This window comes from Kitasatospora sp. NPDC127116, from assembly GCF_042677365.1.
GTDB classification, from domain to species: domain Bacteria; phylum Actinomycetota; class Actinomycetes; order Streptomycetales; family Streptomycetaceae; genus Kitasatospora; species Kitasatospora lactacystinica.
Map to the genome: position 1 here is coordinate 90378 of NZ_JBHXTL010000001.1, position 19566 is coordinate 109943.

Here is a 19566-nt window from a genome sequence, read left to right on the forward strand (position 1 = left end):
TGTCTACGGAAGGACGGCCCAGCGCTGGGTCTTGTTCGTGCTCCTCGCCTGCTGGACGGTCGCATTGGTGCTCGTGGTGCTGAGGGCGAGGCCGGTCGCCTGACAGGTGAAGGTCAGGGTGCCGCTGTCGTTCTGGGTGACCGTCCACTTCTGCTTCGGGTCCGCGGGGTCGAACGTCTGGGCGGCGACCTCGTTGTACTGCCCGAAGGACGTGAGGGCCCGCGGGGTGGGACAGCCGTCGGAGATCCGCACCGTGCCGTCCGCGTTGGCGTCCAGCTTCCAGCGCTGCTCGGGGACGGACGTGTCGTAGGCGGTCATGTCGGTCCGGGAGCTGGAGCCCACCCAGCACGGGTCCACCCGCCTCAGCGCGAGGTTGTTGCCGTTGGTGAGGCCGTGGTACTTGCCGTCGCCGACGACCGTCACGGCGTAGTGAATGGTGTGTCGGGCCGGTTGGTCGAGTGCCGTGCCCGTGGTGGCGAGCGGCGGGTTGGCGGCGGGCCGGACGTTCCTGTAGTACTCGGCGAAGCTGGCCGGGCTGTTCCCGGTCAACGCCTTGATGGTGCCCGCCCAGCCGCCGTCGACCTGCCGCCAGAGGTCGAGCAGCGAGCCGGTCACGTTTCCGGACACCTGGTCCCCGGTGTCCCAGCCGCCACCGTAGACGTAGGCGCTGCTGCTCCCGTCCGCCCAGACGTACCGGTTGTCGCCGAGCAGGTAGGCGGCGGTGGCGCTGGCGAAGCCCTCGACCCACGCGCAGGGGCGGGAGCTGGCCGCCCAGGCGAAGTTCGGGTTGCTGCAGATGCTGTTGGGCGGCATGGCGCCGTTGTAGAGACGCTCCATCAGGAAGTGGCCGCCCTCGTGCAGGACGACGTGCTCGGCGTCGGGGTCGGCGTCGGGGAGGTAGACCGTCTTGTCGAGGTACAGCGGCCCGTCGGTCGAACCGGGGTACCACTTGACGGTGAGCTCGGTGCAGGCCGAGTTGTTCGGCTCGTGCGTGCTCCAGCACAGGCTGACCGGGTTGATGCGGTTCCACCACAGCAGGTTGAGGGTGTCGAAGGCGTGCCAGGCCCGCGAGGTCTGGGCCGAGGGCTTCAGGACACCGAGGGAGGTGCTCGCGGAGACGTTCTCCCGGACCGGCGAGTCCAGGGTGTACGTGGTGCCGTTGGCGTCCGCGGTCCTCCACAGCCGGGAGCTCTCGGCGTCGAACCGCACCCACATGCTGCTCATGGTCGTCGTGGTGGTGGGGGTGTAGCAGAGGTTGTAGGAGCCGTCGAGGTACGAGGTGTAGTCGTAGGTCACGTTGACGTTGAGCCGGCGCGCGGGGTCGGTGGGCTTCTCGCGGCCCCACAGCTGGATGTTGGCGTTGCGGACGGGCCTGGTCCGGGTGGGCTTGGACGGGCCCTCCTCGGCCGACTGGTAGTCGAAGAGGAGCTGGCCGCTCAGACAGATCGGGTTCGCGGCGGCGGCCACGGCGGGGGGCGCCACGAGCGGGACGGCCGCCACGGCGGCGAGGAGTGCGGTGCCGAGCGTGGCGATGCGGGTCAGGCGCGTGCGCAGGGGTATGGCCATCGCGGTCCTTTCATGGGGCTTCGTCGGTGTCCGGTGCGAACTCCCGGCGTACACGGCGACGGCGGCGGGCGGGGCGTGGACAAGCGGACCGACGCCGTCGTGCGTAGGTGATCGTTCCGGTTAGCATGTCCATGATCGGCGTGCGGTCCGGCTCGCGGAAGGAGCGCGCGGGAGCATGCGCCAGGCGCACGGCCACAGCCGTCCCATCGTGTCGCTCGGGCGACCAGTTCTTGCTCTGTGCGGGCCGGGCCCTCGGGCACGTATTCGGGCATGATCAATGTGCACGATTCACCTTCGCGGCGGGTCATCCGGTAGACCGTGGTGCGCGACGCGAGCGCAATTGACGGATGCGGAGCGGGTGTTGATCGAGCCGTACGTGCCGATCGGCGAGTGCGGTCCGTACCCGGAGCGGCTGCGGCAGCAGTTCGAGGGCGTGATTCGGCGATTCCGGACGGGCGGACGGACGGACGGACGGACGGGCGGGCAGTGGCGGGAGATGCCTGCGCAAACGCCGTATCAAGGCGGTCATCCCGGAGAAGAGGGACCAGAGCGCCAACCGGAAGAAGAAGGGCCGCCAGGGCGGCCGGCCTGTCAGCCACGACGTCGAGTTCTGCACAGAGCGCAACACCGTCGAGCGCCTGATGTGCGCCACGAGGCGCCTTGCTGCGTCCCCGGCTCAGTCGGGAGGAATTGGAGGGATATTCCTGGGCCTGATGGCTCACCTGGATCCGAAAGGTGATGGGGACCAGAGCATGCCGGACAATCAGTGACCGGGCTCGGTTGCCAGGGACGGTGCCGAGGTGGTGGCCGGGCGGCACAGCGCCAGGTCGGGATGCTCCTTCGGCATGTCGTCGGTCGCCGCACAGAGTGCTGTCGCGAGGGTGTCCACGTCGGTCGTCACAAAACGATCTTGGATACCCTCGTTCTCGTCTCCGCAGGCACCCCTTGGACCACGCCACCAGGAGGAACCAGTGTCACACCCGCAACTGCTCACCCCCGCGGAGAGGCTCGCCGACGCGAAGAAGCTGTTGAGCCTCCCGCGTATCGTCGTGATCTGCGGCTCCACCCGCTTCATGACCGAGATGAACGAGGCCGATCTGCGGGAAACCAAAGCCGGCAGGATTGTCGTCAAACCGGCCTGTGACATGAAGTCGCCGCACGAACTCTGGTCCGATCCTGTCGAGGCCGAGGCGCTGAAGGTTCGACTCGACGATCTGCACCGGGCGAAGATCCGGCTCGCTGATGAGGTGCTCGTAGTCGGCGACTACATCGGAGACAGCACCCGAGCCGAAATCGCCTACGCCCGGTCGCTGGGCAAGCCCGTGCGGTTCACGCACCCCGAAGTCGACCCTGACGCCTGACCGCCCGCTGCCACCTCGACAACCAGGGCCGGCAGCCCGCCGCCTGACCGTCTCGCGGTGGCTTCGGCCGCCGCCCACCCCACCGCAGGCATCCCTTGGGCGGCAGGCGTGCCTTGGCCGCGCTCTCGCGGTAGAACGCGTCGGTGGCCCAGGCCGGCAAGGGACAAGTGCACGAGAAGGACAGCGACAGAAGGGCGACTCAGGAGGGGGACGGCTCGATCTCCCCCGCAAAGACGATGACCTGGTCGATGAGGCTCCGCCGCAGATGGACGACGTCCGTTCCCGCAAGGCGGGGGCCTCCGTCCGGCGTGGTGAAGACCCACTGGTACCGGGCCCACTCGTCAGGCATGTCCACCGCCGAGCAGCGCGCCATCGTGCCGGTCCCCGCCGGGTGGCGCCGGATGTCCAGCACGAACTGCTCGACCGCCGCGATTCCTTCGCTGCGGCCCAACGGCCCCCAGAAGACCACGTCCGAGGTCAGGGCCTGGGAGAGCAGGGCAGTCACATAGCTGTCGTCCGAGGCGTTGAACGCGGAGATGAACGTGTCGATCGCGGAGCGTGCCGTCTCTTCCTGCATGTCCCAGTAATACCAGCCGTTGCGCGTGCGCTCGTCCCGTTCGCCGCCTTCCGATCACGGTGGACCGTCCCGGTCACAGCACTTGCTGATCGTTTCGTAATGACCTTTGAGGGCACCGGAGGCAGATGATGCTGCAGGCGAGGTCGAGTAGTCCTTGGTGGAGGTCGGCGCGTCGCTCGTAGCGGATGCGGAGGCGCTTGAACTGGTGGAGCCAGTGGGATCGAGCGCACCGTGGCCCGGCTGAACGGATTCCGCCGACTCCACCGCCGCTACGAGGTCAAGGTCGACCACTTCGCGGCCTTCGCCGGCATCGCCGCAGCCGTCATCTGCTACCGCCGACTCTCCAAATAAGATGTCTTCCAAGTTGATGTTCCTTGCAGGCCGATTGTGCCGGTGACCGTACGCAGCATGGGGGTTGGGATGGGCGCCGGAGTCGGAGGCAGGGAGAGCTGGTTGCTGGAGCCGCTGGTGGGGGTGGGGCCGCTGCGATTCGGGATGTCTCCTGAACAGGTGAACGTGGCGCTGGGCGAGGACGCTCCGGACGGCGTCCTCAGCGGCGGTCTGCGGTCGTGGAACCGGTACCGCCGGCACGGAGTGAGCGCGATCTTCGGACCGCGGGAGCAACTGGTGGCCGTGGGGATCAATGCGAATCGCGGGCCGCTGGTGCTGTTGGAGGGCGTGGTGCTGGTCGGCCGGGCGCCTTCCGAGGTGCGCGCGGACATCAGCCACCTGGCGCTGCGGCGCGGGGTGACGCAAGTGCCGAACGCCGAAGGGGAGCAGGACGTGCCGGCGTGGGGTGTCTCGGTGGGCGCGGTCCAGCAGTGGCTGCCGGATGCCGAGGGCTTCCAGCAGCGGCAGGATGCCATGATCACCGACCTGCTGGTGACCGTGCCCGGCCTGGCCGAGGACCCGTACGGCGACGTGAACGTGGCCAGTTGGCGCAGCAACTCCCGGCGCCCCGACCCCGAACCGGGGCCATGGACGGTACGGCCCGAGCGGGACCGGCCGCAGTGGGTGTGTGTGCCGCTGGAGCGGGTGGGGCCGCTTCGGTTCGAGATGACGCCGGAGCAGGTGTCGGCTGCCCTGGGCGGGGAGACGGCATCCTCGCACCGCACCTACCATCCCTTCCCCGCAGGCACCCCCTGGGCGGCCCAGGGCGACCCTGCGGAGGAGCGGCTGACCGAGGAGCGGTTCGAGGCCGCCGGCGTCCGCGCGCACTACCGGGGGTGGGAGCAAGGCCGCGGCCCGCTCCTTGCCGCGGTCACCGCCCTTGGGCGATCCGGCCCCCAGGTCCTCCTCGACGGCATCCCGCTCGTCGGCCGGCCGGTCACCGCCGTCGAAGCCGACATCGGCCGGTACCTCACGGACAACGACCTCGGCCTGCGGTTTCCCGTCAGCGGGGACACGGAGATCTACGGCCTCGGCGTGTGGGTGCGTGCCGCCCGTGTCGGTGACGCCGCCATCAGCGAGGCCCGGCTCGGGGCAGAGCAGTGGTACGAGGAGTGATCTTGCCTCCCTTGCTGATGGCCCTGGGAACGGCTCGAACCACGGCACGCTACGGCAGCCGCGTCCCAAGCGGCAGGGGCCGCGCACGCATCACTCTTGTCGAAGCGCTCGAAGCGCGGCATACAGCAAGACGTCTCGCTCGGCCCCTGCCAGAGCTGATCCAACTCCCAGCCCTCAACACCTATTGGGCCTGCAGCAACGGCCCGCGCCGCGCCTACCTGCGCAGGCGCGGCATCCGGCACACGATCCCGGAGAAGGCGGACAGTCAGGCCGCCCGCCTGCGCAAAGGCTCACGCGGCGGGTGCCCACCGGCCTTCGACGAGAAGCGGTACAAGAAGCGCAACACCGTCGAACGGACCGTCAACAAGCCCAAGCACACCCGAGCGGTCGCAAACCGATACCACAAGCGCGGATACGTCTGCCTCGGCACCGTCACCGCAGCCGCTCTCGTCATCCGGCTCCGCACATGATCGCCCGGACAGCTCCGCCCGGTACTCCGGTGAGAGTCCTCCATTGGGCCCCGCTCACCAGGTCACCGGCAGTGACCGCATCCCGTAGATGAACGACTCGGTACGGAACTCGCGCTCGCCGGCCGGCCGCAGCCCCGGCAGCCGGCGGAACAGCGTCTCCAGGGCGATCTGGAGTTCGGCGCGGGCCAGCGGCTGGCCCAGGCACTGGTGCACGCCGAAGCCGAACGCCAGGTGCCGCCGGGCGTCCCGGTACAGGTCCAGCTCGTCCGTCGCCCGATGGCCGGCGCCGCCGAACACCGCCTCGTCCCGGTTGGCGGTGGAGAGCATCGCGATCACGCCCTCCCCGGCCCGGACGGTGACGCCGCCCAGCTCCACGTCCTCCAGCGCCACCCGGGGCAGGCCGGTGTGCACGATGGTCAGCAGCCGCAACAGCTCCTCCACCGCGCCCGGCAGGGTGGCCGGGTCGGCCAGGCCGGGGATCTGCTCGGGGTGCTCCAGCAGCAGCGCGGTCGACAGCGCGATCATGTTCGCGGTCGTCTCGTGCCCGGCGACCAGCAGCAGCACGCCCATGGCGGCCGCGTCGTCCGGGGTCAGGTCGTCCCGCGCCGCGAGTCGGCTGAGGACGTCGTCCTCCGGCTGTGCGCGCTTGCGGGCCGTCAGGTCGCGCAGGTAGTCCAGGACCTCCTCCTGGGCCTCCCGGAGCTGCTCCACGGTGCTCTCCTGGTTGAGCATCGTGCGGCTCAGGCGCTGGAAGCGGTCGTGGTCCTCGTACGGCACGCCGAGCAGCAGGCAGATCACCAGCGAGGGCACCGGCAGCGCGAAGTCGGTGACCAGGTCGGCCGTGGTCCGGCCCGCGGTCATCCGGTCCAGTGCCTCGTCCACGATCCGCTGGATCTCCGGGCGCAGCGCCTCCACCCGCTTGACCAGGAATTCCCCGGTGAGCATGCGGCGCTGGCGGGCGTGCTCGGGGTCGTCGAGCCGCAGGAAGTCCGGATTGTCGGTGATCAGCTCGCGAGCGCCGGCGACCAGCAGCGGGAAGGCCGGGTGGCGTATGTCGGCACTGAACCGGCGGTCGGACAGCACGGTGCGGACCTCGGCGATGCCGGTGACCAGCCAGCAGAGGTCGCCGTCGGGCAGCTCGGCCCTGGTCACCGGCCCGGTGGCGGCGGCCTCGGAGTACGCGGGCGGCGGGCCGAACGGGCAGCCGCCGGAGTGCCGGGCCGGCAGTGGGAGGACGGGGGTGGTGGGTGCGGTGGTCAAGGCGGGGGTCTCCTCACGTCGCGGGTGTTCTCGTGGGGTTCGGGGCCCGGGAAGGTTCCCGGCGGCCTGCGGGGCCGGCGGCGGGGTCCGTCAGGCCCCGGTCCGCGCGGGCTCGTCCCCGGTGACGGTGATCGCCCGGCCCGGGCAGAGTTCGGAGGCGATCCTGACGTCGTCGAACTGCTCGGGCAGCAGGACGGTCTGACGGAGTCTCACGAGACTGTCCCGGTCGTCCTGGTCGAAGACCGCGGGGGCGTTCGTCACGCACATGCCGGAGCTGCAGCAACGGTCCCGGTCGACGCTCACCTGCATGTCGGGCACCTTTCGCCAGGGCGGCGCCGGCTGCCCGGCGGCCGCCTCTCGTTGTCACGGTCAAACTAGCCGTCGCCGGTCCGTTTACGGACGGGTACGGTGGCCGGACCGAGAACGGCTGATTCGGCCCCTGTGTGTGAACCCCCATGGCGGCACAATGCGTTTCAACCCGCGGTACGTCGCCGGAGGGGTCGGCGGACCCGGTCGCGCGGACGGCCTCACAAGCCTTCGGCGGTGGCCAACTCCCGTACGGAGGCCACCGTGTCGGCCTCGGCGGCGCTCTTGTCCGGCCGGTGGCGCACCACCCGGGCGAACCGCAGGGCCGGCCCGGCGGGGTAGCGGGGGCTGCGCCGGAGCCCGTCGAAGGCGACCCCGACGACCAGTTCCGGCCGGACCAGCACCGTCCGGGCGTCCCGACCGGTCTCCCGGGCGAGCATCCGGTCGGTCAGCCCCTTGAAGGTCTTGCCGAGCATCGCCCACGGGCCGAGCCCCGGCTCGCCGACCGCCCGGGCGGCCGGCGAGGCCCTCGGACGGTCCCGAGGCGGTCGCACCACCAAGACATCTCATGTCGCTGGCGGTCAACTCGGGGGTGGCGGCGTCCGTTCGGGCGTGCCTGGAGTCGAGGCCAGCGCGCCGGCGCCGTGGAACGCCTGGAGGGCGGCCGGGTAGTACTCGCGCAGGTGGGAGCGGAGTCTGTTGACCATCTGGGTCTTGTCCCAGACCGCGTCCTGGTGGGCACGGGCCAGGACCGCGACGGCCTGGACGAGTTCGCTGTTGGTGGGCAGTGGCCGGTGGGTGGCCATGTCGGTGCGGAGGATGTTGGCCAGGACGTGGGCGTCGGCGGCGTCCGACTTGGCCCGGGCGACGCTGCTGCGGTCGCGGTAGCGCGCGGCGGCCAGCGGGTTGATCGCGCAGACGTTGCGCCCGGTGGCCCGCAGGGCGGCGACCAGCAGGCCGCGCGGGGTCTCGATCACCACTGGTATGGGCTCCTCGGGACTGTCGCCGTGGCGGGCCAGCCTGCTCCAGCAGGGCGGTACGCTCCGGGCCGCGGTGCTGGTGGACGAGCCGGATCAGCTCCAGGAAGGAGCGCTCGGCCTCGCCGAGGGCGACGTGCCCTGCTGCAAGGGTTCGGCGAGCCGCAGCACCGCCGCCCGGTGCGCCGGCGTCGCCGGTGTGCCGGCCCCGGAGGGCAGCGTGATGCCGGCGGTGGCGGCCAGTCGGCCCGCGTGGACGGCGGCGGCCAGGGCGAGGGCGTCCAGGGAAGCGAGGTCGCCGGGCCGGAAGCGGTCGCAGGCGCGAGCGGCCTCGGCGAGAGCCCTCGCCCTCTCCGCGACGTGGTGGAAGGCCCGGGCTGCCACGGCGGGGCCGCCAGGGAGATCGACCGGGGGAAGGCTCCTCCAGGACGCCCTCAACGCGGCCACCCGGGGGTGCCGGGAGCCGTGCAGGTGGCCGCCCATCTCGGTCGCCGTCCACGCGCTGAGCGCGTCCGCGACCAGCATGGAGCCGCCGCTCGCGCCCTGCCCGGTCGCGTACGGGGCGTGCCGGACGGCGGGCGGGGGCGGCGTGAGGCCGGCGGCGGGCGCGACCCGGCGGGTGTGCTCGTCCGCGGCCCGCGTGACGGCGTCCAGCACCGCCACGTCGGCGCTGCGGAACCGGCGCGCGGCGCGGGCGGCGTCGGCCAGGGCGCGGGCCGCCCGCGCCAGCCGGGCGTAGGCGCGCGCCACCGACGCCGGTTCGACGCCGGGGCGTGGGATCCCCTGCCAGGCCCTGCGGAGCGCGGCGACGCGCGGGTGGGCGGAGCGCGCCAGCCGACGGCCCATCGGTGTGCCGGCCCAGGCCGCGAAGGCCACGGCGACCCGGTCGGCCCCGTCGGCCAGCACCGCGCGCCGGTCGGCCCGCTCCGCCTCGGCCACCGCCGCGACCTCGGCGTCGAGCGCGGCCAGGCGCCGGGCGGTGGCACGGTCGACGGGACGCCCGAGGACCCGTGCGGCCAGCGTTCCGGCCCGCCGGGACAGGGCGCGCAGCGCGGTCCAGGCGGGCGTGCCGCCGTAGCCGCGGGTGGTGAGGTCGTGGGCGAGGTCGGCCGCGAGGCGGGCGACCGACCGGCAGGCCGCGGCGCAGATCCCCCGCAGGAGCCGGGTGGCCAGGTACTCGCCGTCGGCGAGCACGGTCTGCTGCCCGACGGCCTCCTTGACGGCGGCCCAGGCCCCGACGGCTGCCGCCTGGACCGACTGGACCTGTGCCCACTGGGGCAGCGCCAGCCACCATTCCGCGCGGGCCCGTACGGTCTCGATGGCGGAGGTGAGTTCGGCGAGGGCCTGCTCGGGCGGGAGCCCGGCGTGCGCCGCGTCGTCCGGGGCGGGCTCGTGCCGGACGTCCGGCGGGGCCGCGGTCAGCACACCGAGGCGCTCCCGCAGGAGTGCGGCCTGTTCCTGCGGCATGTCGGCGGTGAGCGCCAGCGCGTCGGACAGCCACCCGTCGTCGGAGGAACGGGGCTTCGCGGCAGTGGCCCCGTCGTCCTCGGCCTGGGCCTGGGCCATGCCGTCGTCGTCGGGCCCCGCGTTCAGGCTGTGCAGGGCCGCCTCGGCCTCGGCCCGCTCGCGTTCGCGTTCCCACCGCTCGTTGTCGCGGACCTGGACGTCCCAGAGGTCGCCTTCCTTGACGAGCTGTTCGTAGAGCGAGGTCGGGGCGTTCGGTCCGGTCATCGCGCGGTAGGCGTCATGGGGTCGGAACGCCCCGCCGCTGGTCATGAGCTCCTCGGACTCCTCGCCGCGGTGGACCCAGAGCGACTCCTCCTCGGTTCCGCGCCGGTAGGCGCGCACGTAGGTGCTCTCGCCGACCCGTCGGGACTCGACGACCTCGTACGCCGGGTCGCCGAGGACGCTGTAGAGCGGCTCCGCGGGCGGCTGTCGAAGTGCGGCGCCCCGTTGCGCGGAGGCGGGCCCCCGGACGGTCCCGCGGGTCGTGGACGGTGGTGGGGCGGGGCCGTCGGCCGCGGCGTCCTGCGGCGTGAGCCGCTCCCGTGCATCTGTGTCGGGTTCGGCGGGCTCGGGTGGCATCAGGTCCTCCTCGGGGTCGGCCGGCTTCCACCGGACCTCGGCGGGTGGGCGGGGTGTCGTCGGATCCGGCGCACTACGGTGCGTCGGATTCGGCGCACTACAGCGGCGGCTCGTCGGTGCTCAGCTCCGCCGCCAGGACCGGGCTGGGGTGCTCGCGCTCGCGGGTGCCGAGGCCGCCGGGCTCCTCCAGCCACTGCCGCAGGGTCTCCTCGTCCGGCCCGCCCCAGGGCCGGGCGACCGGGTCGGCGTGCCCGTTGGCGCACTTCGCCCGGCGGGTGGTCGGGAGGAGGTTGTTCGCCGTGATCAGCCAGTCCGCCTCGGCGGTATCGCGGCCAGCGCTGGGGCAGGTGTAGGAGCGGACCCATCCGATCTGCAGCGCGAGGAGGACCTCGATGACGTCCTCGTGCCGGTGCCAGCAGGCGGGCACCGAGGCGCGAGCCTCCGGGTTGACCTCCACCAGCCAGCGCAGCCAGTGCCCGAGCTCCTCCAGCCGGGAACGCCGCTCCTGCGGCTCCATGTCGCGCAGGACGATCCGCGGCACGGGCGCGGGGTCGGGCTCGGGGACGTCCGTCCACGGATCGGCCGGGTACAGGCCGTCGGTCGGCTCGGTGCGGGTCTCGGACACGGGGTGCTCTCCTCAGGACTTGGTCAGCGGGACCGGGGGTGTCGTGGGTGAATGCTGCGGCCGCGGCGGGACCACCACCGGCGCGGGGCCCGCCGCGGCCGTCGGCTCGGGTTTCCCGGCCAGGAGCCCGATCAGGTCCGGGTCGGCGTACGTCCGACGCAGCTTCACCTGGACCGGGCGCTGGTTGCCGTAGACGGCGATCGCGGTGAAGTCGGGCAGTTCCCGCAGCACGTGGGTGGGCGCGAGGTCGGTCTCGACCAGTTGCTCGGAGGTGGACGCGCCGCCGCCTCCCCTGCTGGTCGACCTCCTCGTCACCAGGGCCCGGCCGAGGAGGTTGGTGAAGGCCCGCAGCGTCTCCGGGTCCGCGTTGCCGGGCAGCAGCATGCGCAGGCCGCTCGCGTTCATGACGGTGTTGGCGGCCTCGCGGCCGAGCACGCCGATCAGCTGGCTGAGGTCGTGCCACACGGTCAGGGCGACGATGCCGATGCCGCGTCCGACGGTCAGCAGCCTCGGCAGGGCCTTGTAGCGGAAGCAGTTGCCGGCCTCGTCGATGACGAGGCCGAGCGCGGGGTCGAGGGGGCGGCCGGTGCGCTGGTAGCGGGCCTGGGCGGCGTGCACGATGCTCGCGGTGATCGCGGTCAGCAGCGGCGCGAAGCGTTCGCCGTCGGCCTCGCTGGCGATCAGGCAGACGGTGCCGCACCGGTCGAGGACCTCCTCGGCAGTGAAGTCGCTGGCCGCGGCGGTGGCCCGGACCTCCTCGTCCGCGTAGACCTTGGTGATCACGCCGAGGGTGAACTTGATGCTCCCGACGCCGTCGGGGTGCAGGGCGAACGCGGCGGCGTAGTCGTCCGCGACATCGGGGTGGCCGCCGTCGACCAGGACCTCGCGGACCTCGTCCACGGCGTCCTCGGCGAGCGCGAGCCAGCGTCTGAACGTGGTGATGTCCCCGCCGGCGAGGTTGGCGGCCAGCAGCACGCCCTTGACGACGGCCTTGGCCTGGTCGACCCAGGGGCCGGACCGCGGATCGCCCGCGGTGGAGGCGGCGTCGGCCAGCCAGGTGGCCATCCGGTCGGCGGCCTTGGCGTCCGCGCAGTAGTCGACCGGCGACCAGCGGGCGGTCGGGCGGTCGGGCAGGCCGGCCGGGGCGACGACGTACACCGGTCCCAGGGCCGCCCGCCGCGCGTACACCACGTCGAGGTCGGCCGCCTTGACGGTGGTCATCACGCAGGGGCCGTACCACTCGGCGGCGATCGGCAGCACCAGTCCGGTGGTCTTGCTGCTGCCGGGCAGGCCGAACACGGTCGCGGAGATGTTCTCCTTGGCGGCGAGGATCCAGTTCCGGCGGGCCTTGCTGCGGCCGAAGGCCATGCGGTTGCGACGCCGGTCGGGTTCCTCCGGTACCCGGAGACGGCGTTCGGTCGCCCGGCCGCCCCAGCGGGCGCCGTCCGCGCCGCGGTCGGTGCCGCGGCGCATCCACAGCCACGTCCCGCCCGCGACCGGGCCGGCCCAGATCAGCACCAGCAGCGGCCACCACAGCCAGCCCGGCGGTGCCGGGGCGAAGGCCGCGGCCGGCCCGCGCAGCGGCCAGGTGACGGCGGCGAGGCCGGCGCCGCCGACCGGGCGGCAGGAGTGCCCGGTGAGCAGGGCGGCGGCCCGGGCGGCGATCAGGCCGGAGGCCAGCAGCCACAGCACCGCGGCGCCGAGCACGGTCGCGGCCCAGGTCGGCTCGGAGCGCTGGTCGCTCGTCACAGGGCCATCCGCTCGTCCGTGTGGTACAGCTCCTTCTCCTTCTCGGTGAGGTGGAGCTGGACCGGGAAGGCGCCGGAGCGGCCGGGCATCCACAGGCCGCGGCCGGCGTGCGCGCGGCCCCAGCCGGAGATGAGCTCGACCTGCGGGTCGGTGAGGCCGACCGCGTCCCGGATCGGCCCCAGGGCCTTGGCGTCCTGAGCCATCGTGATCTTCGTGTCGAACGAGGAGACCATGTGCTGGGCGATCATCGCCGCCTCGCTCCCGGCCGCGCCGACCGCCTCGAAGTCGCTCAACCTGTGGGTGGCGGCGAGGTCGAAGACGCCGTCGGCCCGGTGCAGGCGCAGGTCGCTGTCCAGCTTGCGGATCACCGTGGCGCCGCCGACCTGGAGCGCCCGCCACAGCTCGTCCCTGACGACCAGGCGTTGGGGCCCGTCGGGTTGGTCGATCGCGGCCTGGGTCCAGCTGGAGATGCACATCATGATCATGGCGACGGTCTCGTCGCCGTAGGCGCGGGTGCGGGAGATGTCGATGCTGACCATCGGCGCCGACCAGTCGATGCGGCTGGGGGAGGTCTCCGCGGTGCTGAACAGGTCGCCGACGTGCCCGTCGAGCATGGTGGCCAGCGCGGCCCGGGACGCCCTGGTCGCCTCCCGGGTGGCCTGGATGTCCTCGCCCCGGATCCGCAGCTCGCGCGCCATCTCGGTGCTCGGGTCGCGCAGGGCGGCGTGCACGGCGCGCAGGGTCGGGGTGGCCAGGACGGTGGTGCCCCTCAGCTGGCCGGTGACCTCCTTGATCGCGGCGGAGATCGCCTCCGTCTCCTCCGGCGTCAGCGGGCGGCGCATCTGCAGCTCCAGCAGCGTGCACAGCAGGCTCAGGCGGCGCCGGTGGATCTCCGTGAGGCGCTCGCGCCACTCCACCGGGTCGGTGACGCGCTCCAGGCCGTCGCCGAGCGAGCCGGCGTCCAAGGGGTTGATGCGCCCGGGCAGCCCGGGGCCGAGCTCCAGCGGCTCGCACCCCAGCCAGCGGCACACCCGCCCGTACTCGCCCTTCACGTCACCGGCGATCAGGACCTTCACGCCGAACGCCGCCAGCCGTGTGGACAGGGCCTTGATGAGCGCGCTCTTCCCGGCTCCCATGGTGCCGGTGACCAGGACGGCGGGGTTGGAGACGATCTTGTGCTGGACCCACGCGCCCGGGTGCATGGAGAACTGCCGGCCGGTCAGGATGTCGTGGCCGATGTAGGCACCGACCGGAGGCAGGGCCGAGCCGCCCCCGAAGGGGTAGAGGCCGGAGACGTTGTGGGTGTCGCAGCGGTGGACCTCCGGGGCCGCGACCCGTACGGCCCTTCCGGCGTGGGGGCCGGGCCACCCCAGGAGCGGCGTCGGCGGTGCGGCGGCCGGGCGCCGCGGTGCCCGCCGTCCGCGCTGGGCGGGAACCGGCGCCGGCCCGGTCGTCAGGACGTCCGGCAGGCCGATCGAGGACAGGTCGGTGTCCCCGCGGCGCATCCAGTCGCTCAGGCGGCCCATCAGATCACCGCCCGCCGCTTGACCGGCAGACCCAGCCCGAGCGGCAGCGTCGCCGCGAAACCCGAGTCCTGCGCGGCGTAGAGCTCGCGCAGCCGGAGGCCGGAGGTGTACGCGTCGCGCTTCAGCCGGGCGGTCGCCAGCGGCAGCTCCTCGGGCTCGTCGACCGTCACGGTGACCACGCCGCTGAAGCGCGCGATGCCGTGGCCAGCCGTGCGGGCGTGGTCCTGGTCCTGGGTGTCGACCAGCGCCTTGCGCTCGTCCAGGGACTCGATCCGCCCGCCCCGTGCGCGCACCCGGCGCTTGACGTCGGCCTTGGTGCGCTCGCGGCTCAGCGTGGCCCGGGCGGTGCGGGCACCGAGGCACTCGTAGGTGAGCGAGACACTCCGCCGGGCGTTGCCGGAGGGGCTCATCAGCGGGGTCAGCACGCTCGCGTACACCCGGCCCTCGGGCCAGCCGTAGACCTCGAAGCTCGCCGACACGCCGCTGTCGTGCCGGTAGCGGCTCCAGTGCTGCTCGGCCGCGGCGGGGCCGGCGGCCGATTCGTCCACGCCCGGCGGTGTGCCCGCCCACCCGGGTGCGCAGGCGGCCGCCGCGTGGGCGGCGAGCACGGGCACCTCGCCCGGGTCGTAGGCGGTGCGGATCACCTCGACGATCTGGCCGACGGTCAGCGTGGCGACGACCTGGAGGTCGGCGGCGGCGATCGCACCCTGCATCGCGAGCAGCTCGCGCACCAGGACGGCGGTCGCCCCCAGGGTGCCGCCGCCCGAGCTCCTGATGTCCTGGCGGACCCGGGACGCGGCCAGGGTGACGGTCAGGTAGGTGCGGCGGGTGGACGCCGCGGGCGCCGCCTCGGCGGCGAGAGCGGTGACCAGGTCGTGGGCTGCGGCGGGCGCACCCCGGTCGAGGTGGCCGGTCGTCCACGCCATCAGCGCGGTGCCGTCCTCGGGAGCGGACCGGTCGGTGACCGAGATCCGCACGATCGGCCCACCCTCGACGCAGTGCCCCCGGAGGAAACCGCCCCAGCCGGAGACGCGGGCGTTCACCCGGGCCGTGTCGGCGAGCGCGATCCCGGGGTAGCGCACCTCCATGATCGCCGAGTAGTGGCCCTGCAGCGGGTCGTGGACGACGCCGATCTCCCGGCCGGCCCCGGTGGGCACCGTCAGGAACTCCAGGCGGGCCAGCACGCCGGGCAGGTCCGTGCGCCGCGACCCGTCGGCTCGCCGGGGCGCGAACGCGCCGCTGAAGAACATCGTCTGCCTCCTGACGACAGCAATCTGGAATCGGACCGTGAGTACCGCCCACTCCGCCGCGGTCAGGCCGTACACCCGCAGGTAGACCGCCGCGAGCAGCAGCAGCGCGACCGGCACGGCGACGATCTCGCCCGCCCACGCGTGGGTGTAGACCGGCAGCATCGCGACCAGGCCCGCGCCGGCGACCGTCACCAGTCCGCTCAGGCTCAGCTCGCCCAGGTACGGGCTGCGCTCGCGCTGCCAGCCGCCGTACGTCGCCGGCTCCTCGGGGGACGTCACGGCCCCTCACCTCCTGATGGCGGGTCGGCCGGCAGGGGCGGGACCGCTGCCGGGGTCGGGTGGGCGGCGGCCGTCGGGACGTCCGTCGGGCCGTTCGTCGGGCCGGGCTGCGGGGCAGCCGGCGGTGCGGGGGCGCCCGCCGCGCGCGCCAGGGGCGGTCGCGGCGTGCCGGCAGCCGGAAGAGGCGGGGCCGCAGTCGTGCCGGAGTGCGCGGCCGAAGACCGGGCGGCGGGGGCCGGACCGGTCGAGGCAGCGGCCGGGGCCCTTGCGGTGCCCGGCGACCCGGCGGGCGCGGATGCCTCGCCGGAACGGCTGGGCGGGAGGTTGACGGAACCGCCCATGTCGCGCCCGGAGCCGAGCCCGGCGTGCGCGGCCATCGCGTCCAGACCGCCGGAGGCCAGCTCGGTGCCCGCCTTCACGCCCTGGGCGGCCATCAGCCCGGCCATCACCGCGCGGCCCGCCGAGGAGCGTCGGCCGTCGTCCGCCCTGCGCCGGTCGGCGTCGTCCGACTCCACCGCCCTGGCCAGCGCCGGCCCCGGCGGCGCCGCGCCGCTCCCGGACGGAACCCCGCCGCCACGGCCCCAGATCGCCGAGGCCGCGGTGCCGCCGACCGCGCCGATGATGCCGCTCGCGACCGACCCGCCGCTGGAACCCCCGCCGGCGAACGGCATGAAGCGGGCGGTCACCGGCCAGGCGACGGCACCGACACCGACGACCAGCAGGCCCCCGACCACGCCCGTGACGGTGGTGGCCGCACCGACCATGCCCTGCCCGATCAGCAAGGTGATCACGACGACCGGCTTGATCATGACGATCGAGTACACGGCCTTGCGGGCGGTCGGCGCCCACTGCCGGGTGAACTCGCTGATCGCCCCGGCCGCCGACACCGGGAACGCCACGACGAGGAGGTCGAGGGCGTCGTGCCGGAAGATGAACTCGATCCACATCAGCCCGGCGACCAGCGATCCGACGACGCCCAGCACCAGCAGCCAACCGACTTCGGAGACGGTGTCCATCCCGGCGAACAGGCCGCTGACACGGGCGACGAACTGGTCGGTGGTCAGGCCGGAGGAGCGGATCATCCAGTTGGAGACGTCGTCGGCCGCCCAGATCAGGGTCTGGGTCACGGTGTACATGGCCGCGCAGCTCAGCCCCCACTCGACCAGGCCCGTGACCGCCGTGGCGATCCCCTTGCCCTCGTGCGAGACGCAGGTGCGGGTGACCTCCACGCACAGCAGGATCGTGGCGATGACGGCGGACAACTGGAGCATCAGGGCGAGGGTGTCCGAGATCCCGTCCGCGTCCAGGTCCACGACGGACCCCTCCAGCACCGTCTTGGCCATCTCCCCGAGCACCCACTTCGCCGCACTGGCGAAGGTGCGCGCGAGGCGGCTGGTCCCCTCATCGGCGATCGCGGCGCCGGGGTTCTTCAGGGCGGCGGCGAGGCTGTGCTTGGCGCCGACCATGCAGTGGGTGCTGTTGGTGTGTTGCTGGCACCACGCGGCCATTTCCTTGTCGGCGTTCTCGCAGTAGACCTCCATCCCGGGCAGGGGCAGGAGATCGGCGTCGCAGTACTTGTGTTTGAAGGTGGCGTACACGCAGGTGGTCAGCGGGTCGTCCCTCAGCCCGAGGGCCTGGCAGCCGTCCTCGTCGAGCGGTACGCAGCCGCCGCGCGCGTCCATCTGTTCGGCCGGGGGCTTCGGTTGCAGACCGGTGGCGGTCGGTTTCTCGGGCTGCCCGACGGGCCGGGTGTGCGCGGGGCAGGGCGTTCCGGTGGTGGCGCCCGGGACGGGAACCGGCGGGGGCGCGGCGGCGAACGCGGCGGTGGGCCCGGTCAGCGCGGCCAGGACGAGCACCAGGACCAGCATTGCGCGCCGCACGCTAGTGCTGGTAGGCAACGGGCCTCCAGCCGGCAGCGTCGGCCTGCGCGGTACCCGGATCCTCGACGACCGGGGATTGCGTGACCTTCTTCTCGGTCAGGTGCCAGTCGCCTCCGTCCCACACGACAGGGGCGGCGATGGCGAAGACGCCGGTGTCGTGCTGTACTCCGCCGACCGTGGGGGTCTGGGTGGTCAGCAGCCACACGTCGACGGCGTCCGCGTTCACGGCAGTGGCCTGGTAGGCGCGGACTTGGAGGGCGATGAAGTCCGAGCCGGTGCTGCCTCCGGCCGCGGGAAGACCGAGCAGGCGCCGCCAGTCCCGGGCGTCCGCGATCGCCAGCGAGGTCAGTTTGAAGAAGTTCTCGTCGTCCTGGCCGGCCATCACCCTCATTTGCCCGGGCACCGTGTCAGGGCTCAGCAGGTCGCGGGCCTCGGTGTAGTGGGCGGCCGCGGACACGGCACCGGCCAGAGTGTGGGGGTAGCCGATCGGGATGCCCTTCTCGACCCGGGCGGGCGCGGGCAGCGGCACCGCCGCCACCACCGTGGACGGGCTCGCGGACGGCGGCGCGGCGGCGGCCGAGGCGCTGGCAGCAGTGCCGCCCCGCGGTTCGGGCTCGGCCTGCCAGACCAGGACGGCGACCGCGCCCGTGACGGCGGCCGCCGCCAGGGCCGCCCCGGTGACGAGCGTGCGCAGGGCCCGGCGTCGGCGGAACTCGACGGAGTCCACTCGTCAGCCCTTCAGGCTCGCGCCGAGCCAGACGATCGGCCACGCCAGTCCGATGATCACAGCTCCGCGGAAGCACTTCGGCATACCCGCCTTGCCCCGCGCACTGATCTCGGGTCGGTCGGACATGGACCCGAAGCTGTCCATCGCGGCGCACGCGCAGAGCGCGGCCACCACGAGAACCAGGCAGATGCCCATGGTCCAGTTGACGATCGTGGTGAGCGCGCTGCCGACCTCCCCGGACGGGATCTCCGGCTTGAAGCCCTTCCCGACGTCGTAGAACGACCCGTTCGGGGCTGTGGTGGGGTCATTGGCCGGCAGGGCGGTCAGCCGGGCTGCCAGCAGCGACATAGAGGTCGTCATGTGAGGGATCCTCCGAGGTGGCGGCCGTCCCGGCCGGGGCCCGCAGCGGGCCCCAGGACCTCTCGGCCATGGTGATCAGGGTGTCGGCGAGCCCGGTGCCGGCCGCCTCGAACCGGCGGCTGAGCCGGTCGGTCCGCAGGGCGTGCGCCCGCCAGGCCGGGCAGTGCGGCACCCGCACCACCGCGCCGACCCGGGGTTCGAGCATGGTGGTGACCGCCCGGCACTGCCGCGGCATCCCGTTGGCCATGCCGACCAGCGCCAGCACGCACCGCTGAAGCGGAAGGGACGCGGCCTCGGCTGCGGCGATCGCGACGGCCGCCGCCTCCAGGCCCTCCCGCGACGTCGGCGCGCAGATCACCGGCACGGCCCCCTCCAGCAGCATCCACTGGGCGGTGCGTGAGTGGACCCCGGCGTCACCGAGGTCGTCCGCGACGGTCAGCGCCGTGTCCACCACGCTCACCTGCCAGCCGCCGGCCCCTGCCAGAGCCGGCCATGCCGACGGCGCCGAGGGCAGGGCGAGCGGCGGTTCCGACCATGGCCTGCGGTCGGTGAGCACCTGGACCCGGCCGTCCAAGCAGGACGAGGCGGCGGCGCGGACCTGACCGGTGCTCAGAGGCCGGTCGACGGGTACGGAGACGAGCCCGGCGCCGCCGGCCAGCGGCCAGCGGCGCCACGGAGACGACGCGGTCGACGCGCTGTCGAGCACCACCGTCGAGGCGAGCCGGGCCAGCCCGGCCGCGGCAAGCAGGGCCACGGTGCTCCGGCCGCTGCCGGCCGCCGCCCCCAGGACCGGGACGACGAGCCGGGCGCCGACGTGCAGCCCGGCCACGGGCGCGGACCTGCCCACCGATGTTCACTCCCTCCCACCTGACCGATGTCCAGCGATGCCAGTTCGATGCCAGTTCATGGCCATCACTGGCCGTAGCCGCACTGTCTAGCACAGTGACGACCAGCTCTGTTTACACTCGGCGATCGACTTGGAGCGGATCGTGACCAGGGGTGCGCCGGTGCCGTACGACACCACCGACTTCGGGGCCGGGGCCGGCATGCGGCCCTGTCCCC

At 73.2% G+C, this 19566-nt stretch carries 17 protein-coding genes and 3 pseudogenes; 4 read left to right on the forward strand and 16 right to left on the reverse strand.

Annotated elements, in window-relative coordinates; all coding sequences use genetic code 11:
- Nucleotides 1–3: 3 nt before the first annotated feature.
- Nucleotides 4–1566, reverse strand: coding sequence for an RICIN domain-containing protein (locus ACFVHV_RS00385; protein ID WP_380347759.1), 1563 nt, complete (start codon nt 1564–1566; stop codon nt 4–6).
- A 500-nt stretch (nt 1567–2066) separates the two neighbouring features.
- Between ACFVHV_RS00385 and ACFVHV_RS00390 the strand changes: the two are divergent.
- Nucleotides 2067–2210 (forward strand): annotated as a pseudogene (locus ACFVHV_RS00390) (IS5/IS1182 family transposase); the annotation flags it as partial.
- A 119-nt stretch (nt 2211–2329) separates the two neighbouring features.
- Here ACFVHV_RS00390 and ACFVHV_RS00395 read toward each other — a convergent pair.
- On the reverse strand, nt 2330–2467 hold the full coding sequence (locus ACFVHV_RS00395) for a hypothetical protein (RefSeq protein WP_380347761.1): 138 nt from the start codon (nt 2465–2467) through the stop codon (nt 2330–2332).
- 70 nt (nt 2468–2537) lie between these two features.
- On the opposite strand from ACFVHV_RS00395, the gene ACFVHV_RS00400 reads away from it, so the two are divergent.
- On the forward strand, nt 2538–2927 hold the full coding sequence (locus ACFVHV_RS00400; protein ID WP_359896579.1) for a hypothetical protein: 390 nt from the start codon (nt 2538–2540) through the stop codon (nt 2925–2927).
- Between the two features lie 199 nt (nt 2928–3126).
- Here ACFVHV_RS00400 and ACFVHV_RS00405 read toward each other — a convergent pair whose 3' ends face one another.
- Nucleotides 3127–3504 (reverse strand): nuclear transport factor 2 family protein, encoded by a 378-nt coding sequence (locus tag ACFVHV_RS00405; RefSeq protein ID WP_359896578.1) that lies wholly within the window; start codon nt 3502–3504, stop codon nt 3127–3129.
- 453 nt (nt 3505–3957) lie between these two features.
- On the opposite strand from ACFVHV_RS00405, the gene ACFVHV_RS00410 reads away from it, so the two are divergent.
- Together ACFVHV_RS00410 and ACFVHV_RS00415 are read left to right on the forward strand one after the other, a co-directional pair.
- Nucleotides 3958–5010, forward strand: coding sequence for a hypothetical protein (locus tag ACFVHV_RS00410; protein WP_380347763.1), 1053 nt, complete (start codon nt 3958–3960; stop codon nt 5008–5010).
- 11 nt (nt 5011–5021) lie between these two features.
- Nucleotides 5022–5480, forward strand: coding sequence for a hypothetical protein (locus tag ACFVHV_RS00415; RefSeq protein ID WP_380347764.1), 459 nt, complete (start codon nt 5022–5024; stop codon nt 5478–5480).
- A 54-nt stretch (nt 5481–5534) separates the two neighbouring features.
- Here the strand turns inward: ACFVHV_RS00415 and ACFVHV_RS00420 are convergent, their stop codons facing one another.
- From ACFVHV_RS00420 to ACFVHV_RS00480, 13 genes and pseudogenes are all read right to left on the reverse strand, one after another.
- Entirely contained in the window at nt 5535–6740 is a 1206-nt protein-coding gene (locus ACFVHV_RS00420; RefSeq protein ID WP_380347766.1) for a cytochrome P450, read from the reverse strand.
- Between the two features lie 90 nt (nt 6741–6830).
- Nucleotides 6831–7049, reverse strand: coding sequence for a ferredoxin (locus ACFVHV_RS00425; RefSeq protein ID WP_380347768.1), 219 nt, complete (start codon nt 7047–7049; stop codon nt 6831–6833).
- A 218-nt stretch (nt 7050–7267) separates the two neighbouring features.
- Nucleotides 7268–7534: pseudogene (locus ACFVHV_RS00430) on the reverse strand (ATP-dependent DNA ligase); the annotation flags it as partial.
- 159 nt (nt 7535–7693) lie between these two features.
- Nucleotides 7694–8065, reverse strand: a pseudogene (locus ACFVHV_RS00435) (transposase); the annotation flags it as partial.
- Nucleotides 8066–8119: 54 nt separating this feature from the next.
- Nucleotides 8120–10108, reverse strand: a complete 1989-nt coding sequence (locus ACFVHV_RS00440) for a hypothetical protein (RefSeq protein WP_380347770.1) — start codon at nt 10106–10108, stop codon at nt 8120–8122.
- Nucleotides 10109–10205: 97 nt separating this feature from the next.
- Nucleotides 10206–10733 carry a hypothetical protein gene (locus tag ACFVHV_RS00445; protein ID WP_380347771.1) on the reverse strand — a complete coding sequence of 176 codons (528 nt, stop codon included), beginning with the start codon at nt 10731–10733 and terminating at the stop codon, nt 10206–10208.
- Between the two features lie 12 nt (nt 10734–10745).
- Nucleotides 10746–12482: a type IV secretory system conjugative DNA transfer family protein gene (locus ACFVHV_RS00450; protein ID WP_380347773.1), complete on the reverse strand. Its 1737-nt coding sequence runs from the start codon at nt 12480–12482 to the stop codon at nt 10746–10748.
- Nucleotides 12479–14008: a type VI secretion protein gene (locus ACFVHV_RS00455; protein WP_380347775.1), complete on the reverse strand. Its 1530-nt coding sequence runs from the start codon at nt 14006–14008 to the stop codon at nt 12479–12481. The genes ACFVHV_RS00450 and ACFVHV_RS00455 overlap by 4 nt, the downstream gene beginning before the upstream one ends.
- Nucleotides 14008–15537, reverse strand: a complete 1530-nt coding sequence (locus ACFVHV_RS00460) for an SCO6880 family protein (RefSeq protein ID WP_359896564.1) — start codon at nt 15535–15537, stop codon at nt 14008–14010. Before ACFVHV_RS00460 ends, ACFVHV_RS00455 begins: the two co-directional genes overlap by 1 nt.
- A complete protein-coding gene (locus tag ACFVHV_RS00465) occupies nt 15534–17417 on the reverse strand; it encodes a hypothetical protein (RefSeq protein ID WP_380347777.1) in 1884 nt (627 codons plus the stop codon). Before ACFVHV_RS00465 ends, ACFVHV_RS00460 begins: the two co-directional genes overlap by 4 nt.
- 1 nt (nt 17418) lies before the next feature.
- A complete protein-coding gene (locus ACFVHV_RS00470; RefSeq protein ID WP_380347779.1) occupies nt 17419–18144 on the reverse strand; it encodes a hypothetical protein in 726 nt (241 codons plus the stop codon).
- Nucleotides 18145–18147: 3 nt separating this feature from the next.
- A complete protein-coding gene (locus ACFVHV_RS00475; protein WP_359896560.1) occupies nt 18148–18504 on the reverse strand; it encodes a hypothetical protein in 357 nt (118 codons plus the stop codon).
- Complete coding sequence (locus ACFVHV_RS00480; RefSeq protein ID WP_380347781.1) at nt 18449–19351, reverse strand: hypothetical protein; 903 nt, start codon at nt 19349–19351, stop codon at nt 18449–18451. The genes ACFVHV_RS00475 and ACFVHV_RS00480 overlap by 56 nt, the downstream gene beginning before the upstream one ends.
- Between the last annotated feature and the right edge of the window lie 215 nt (nt 19352–19566).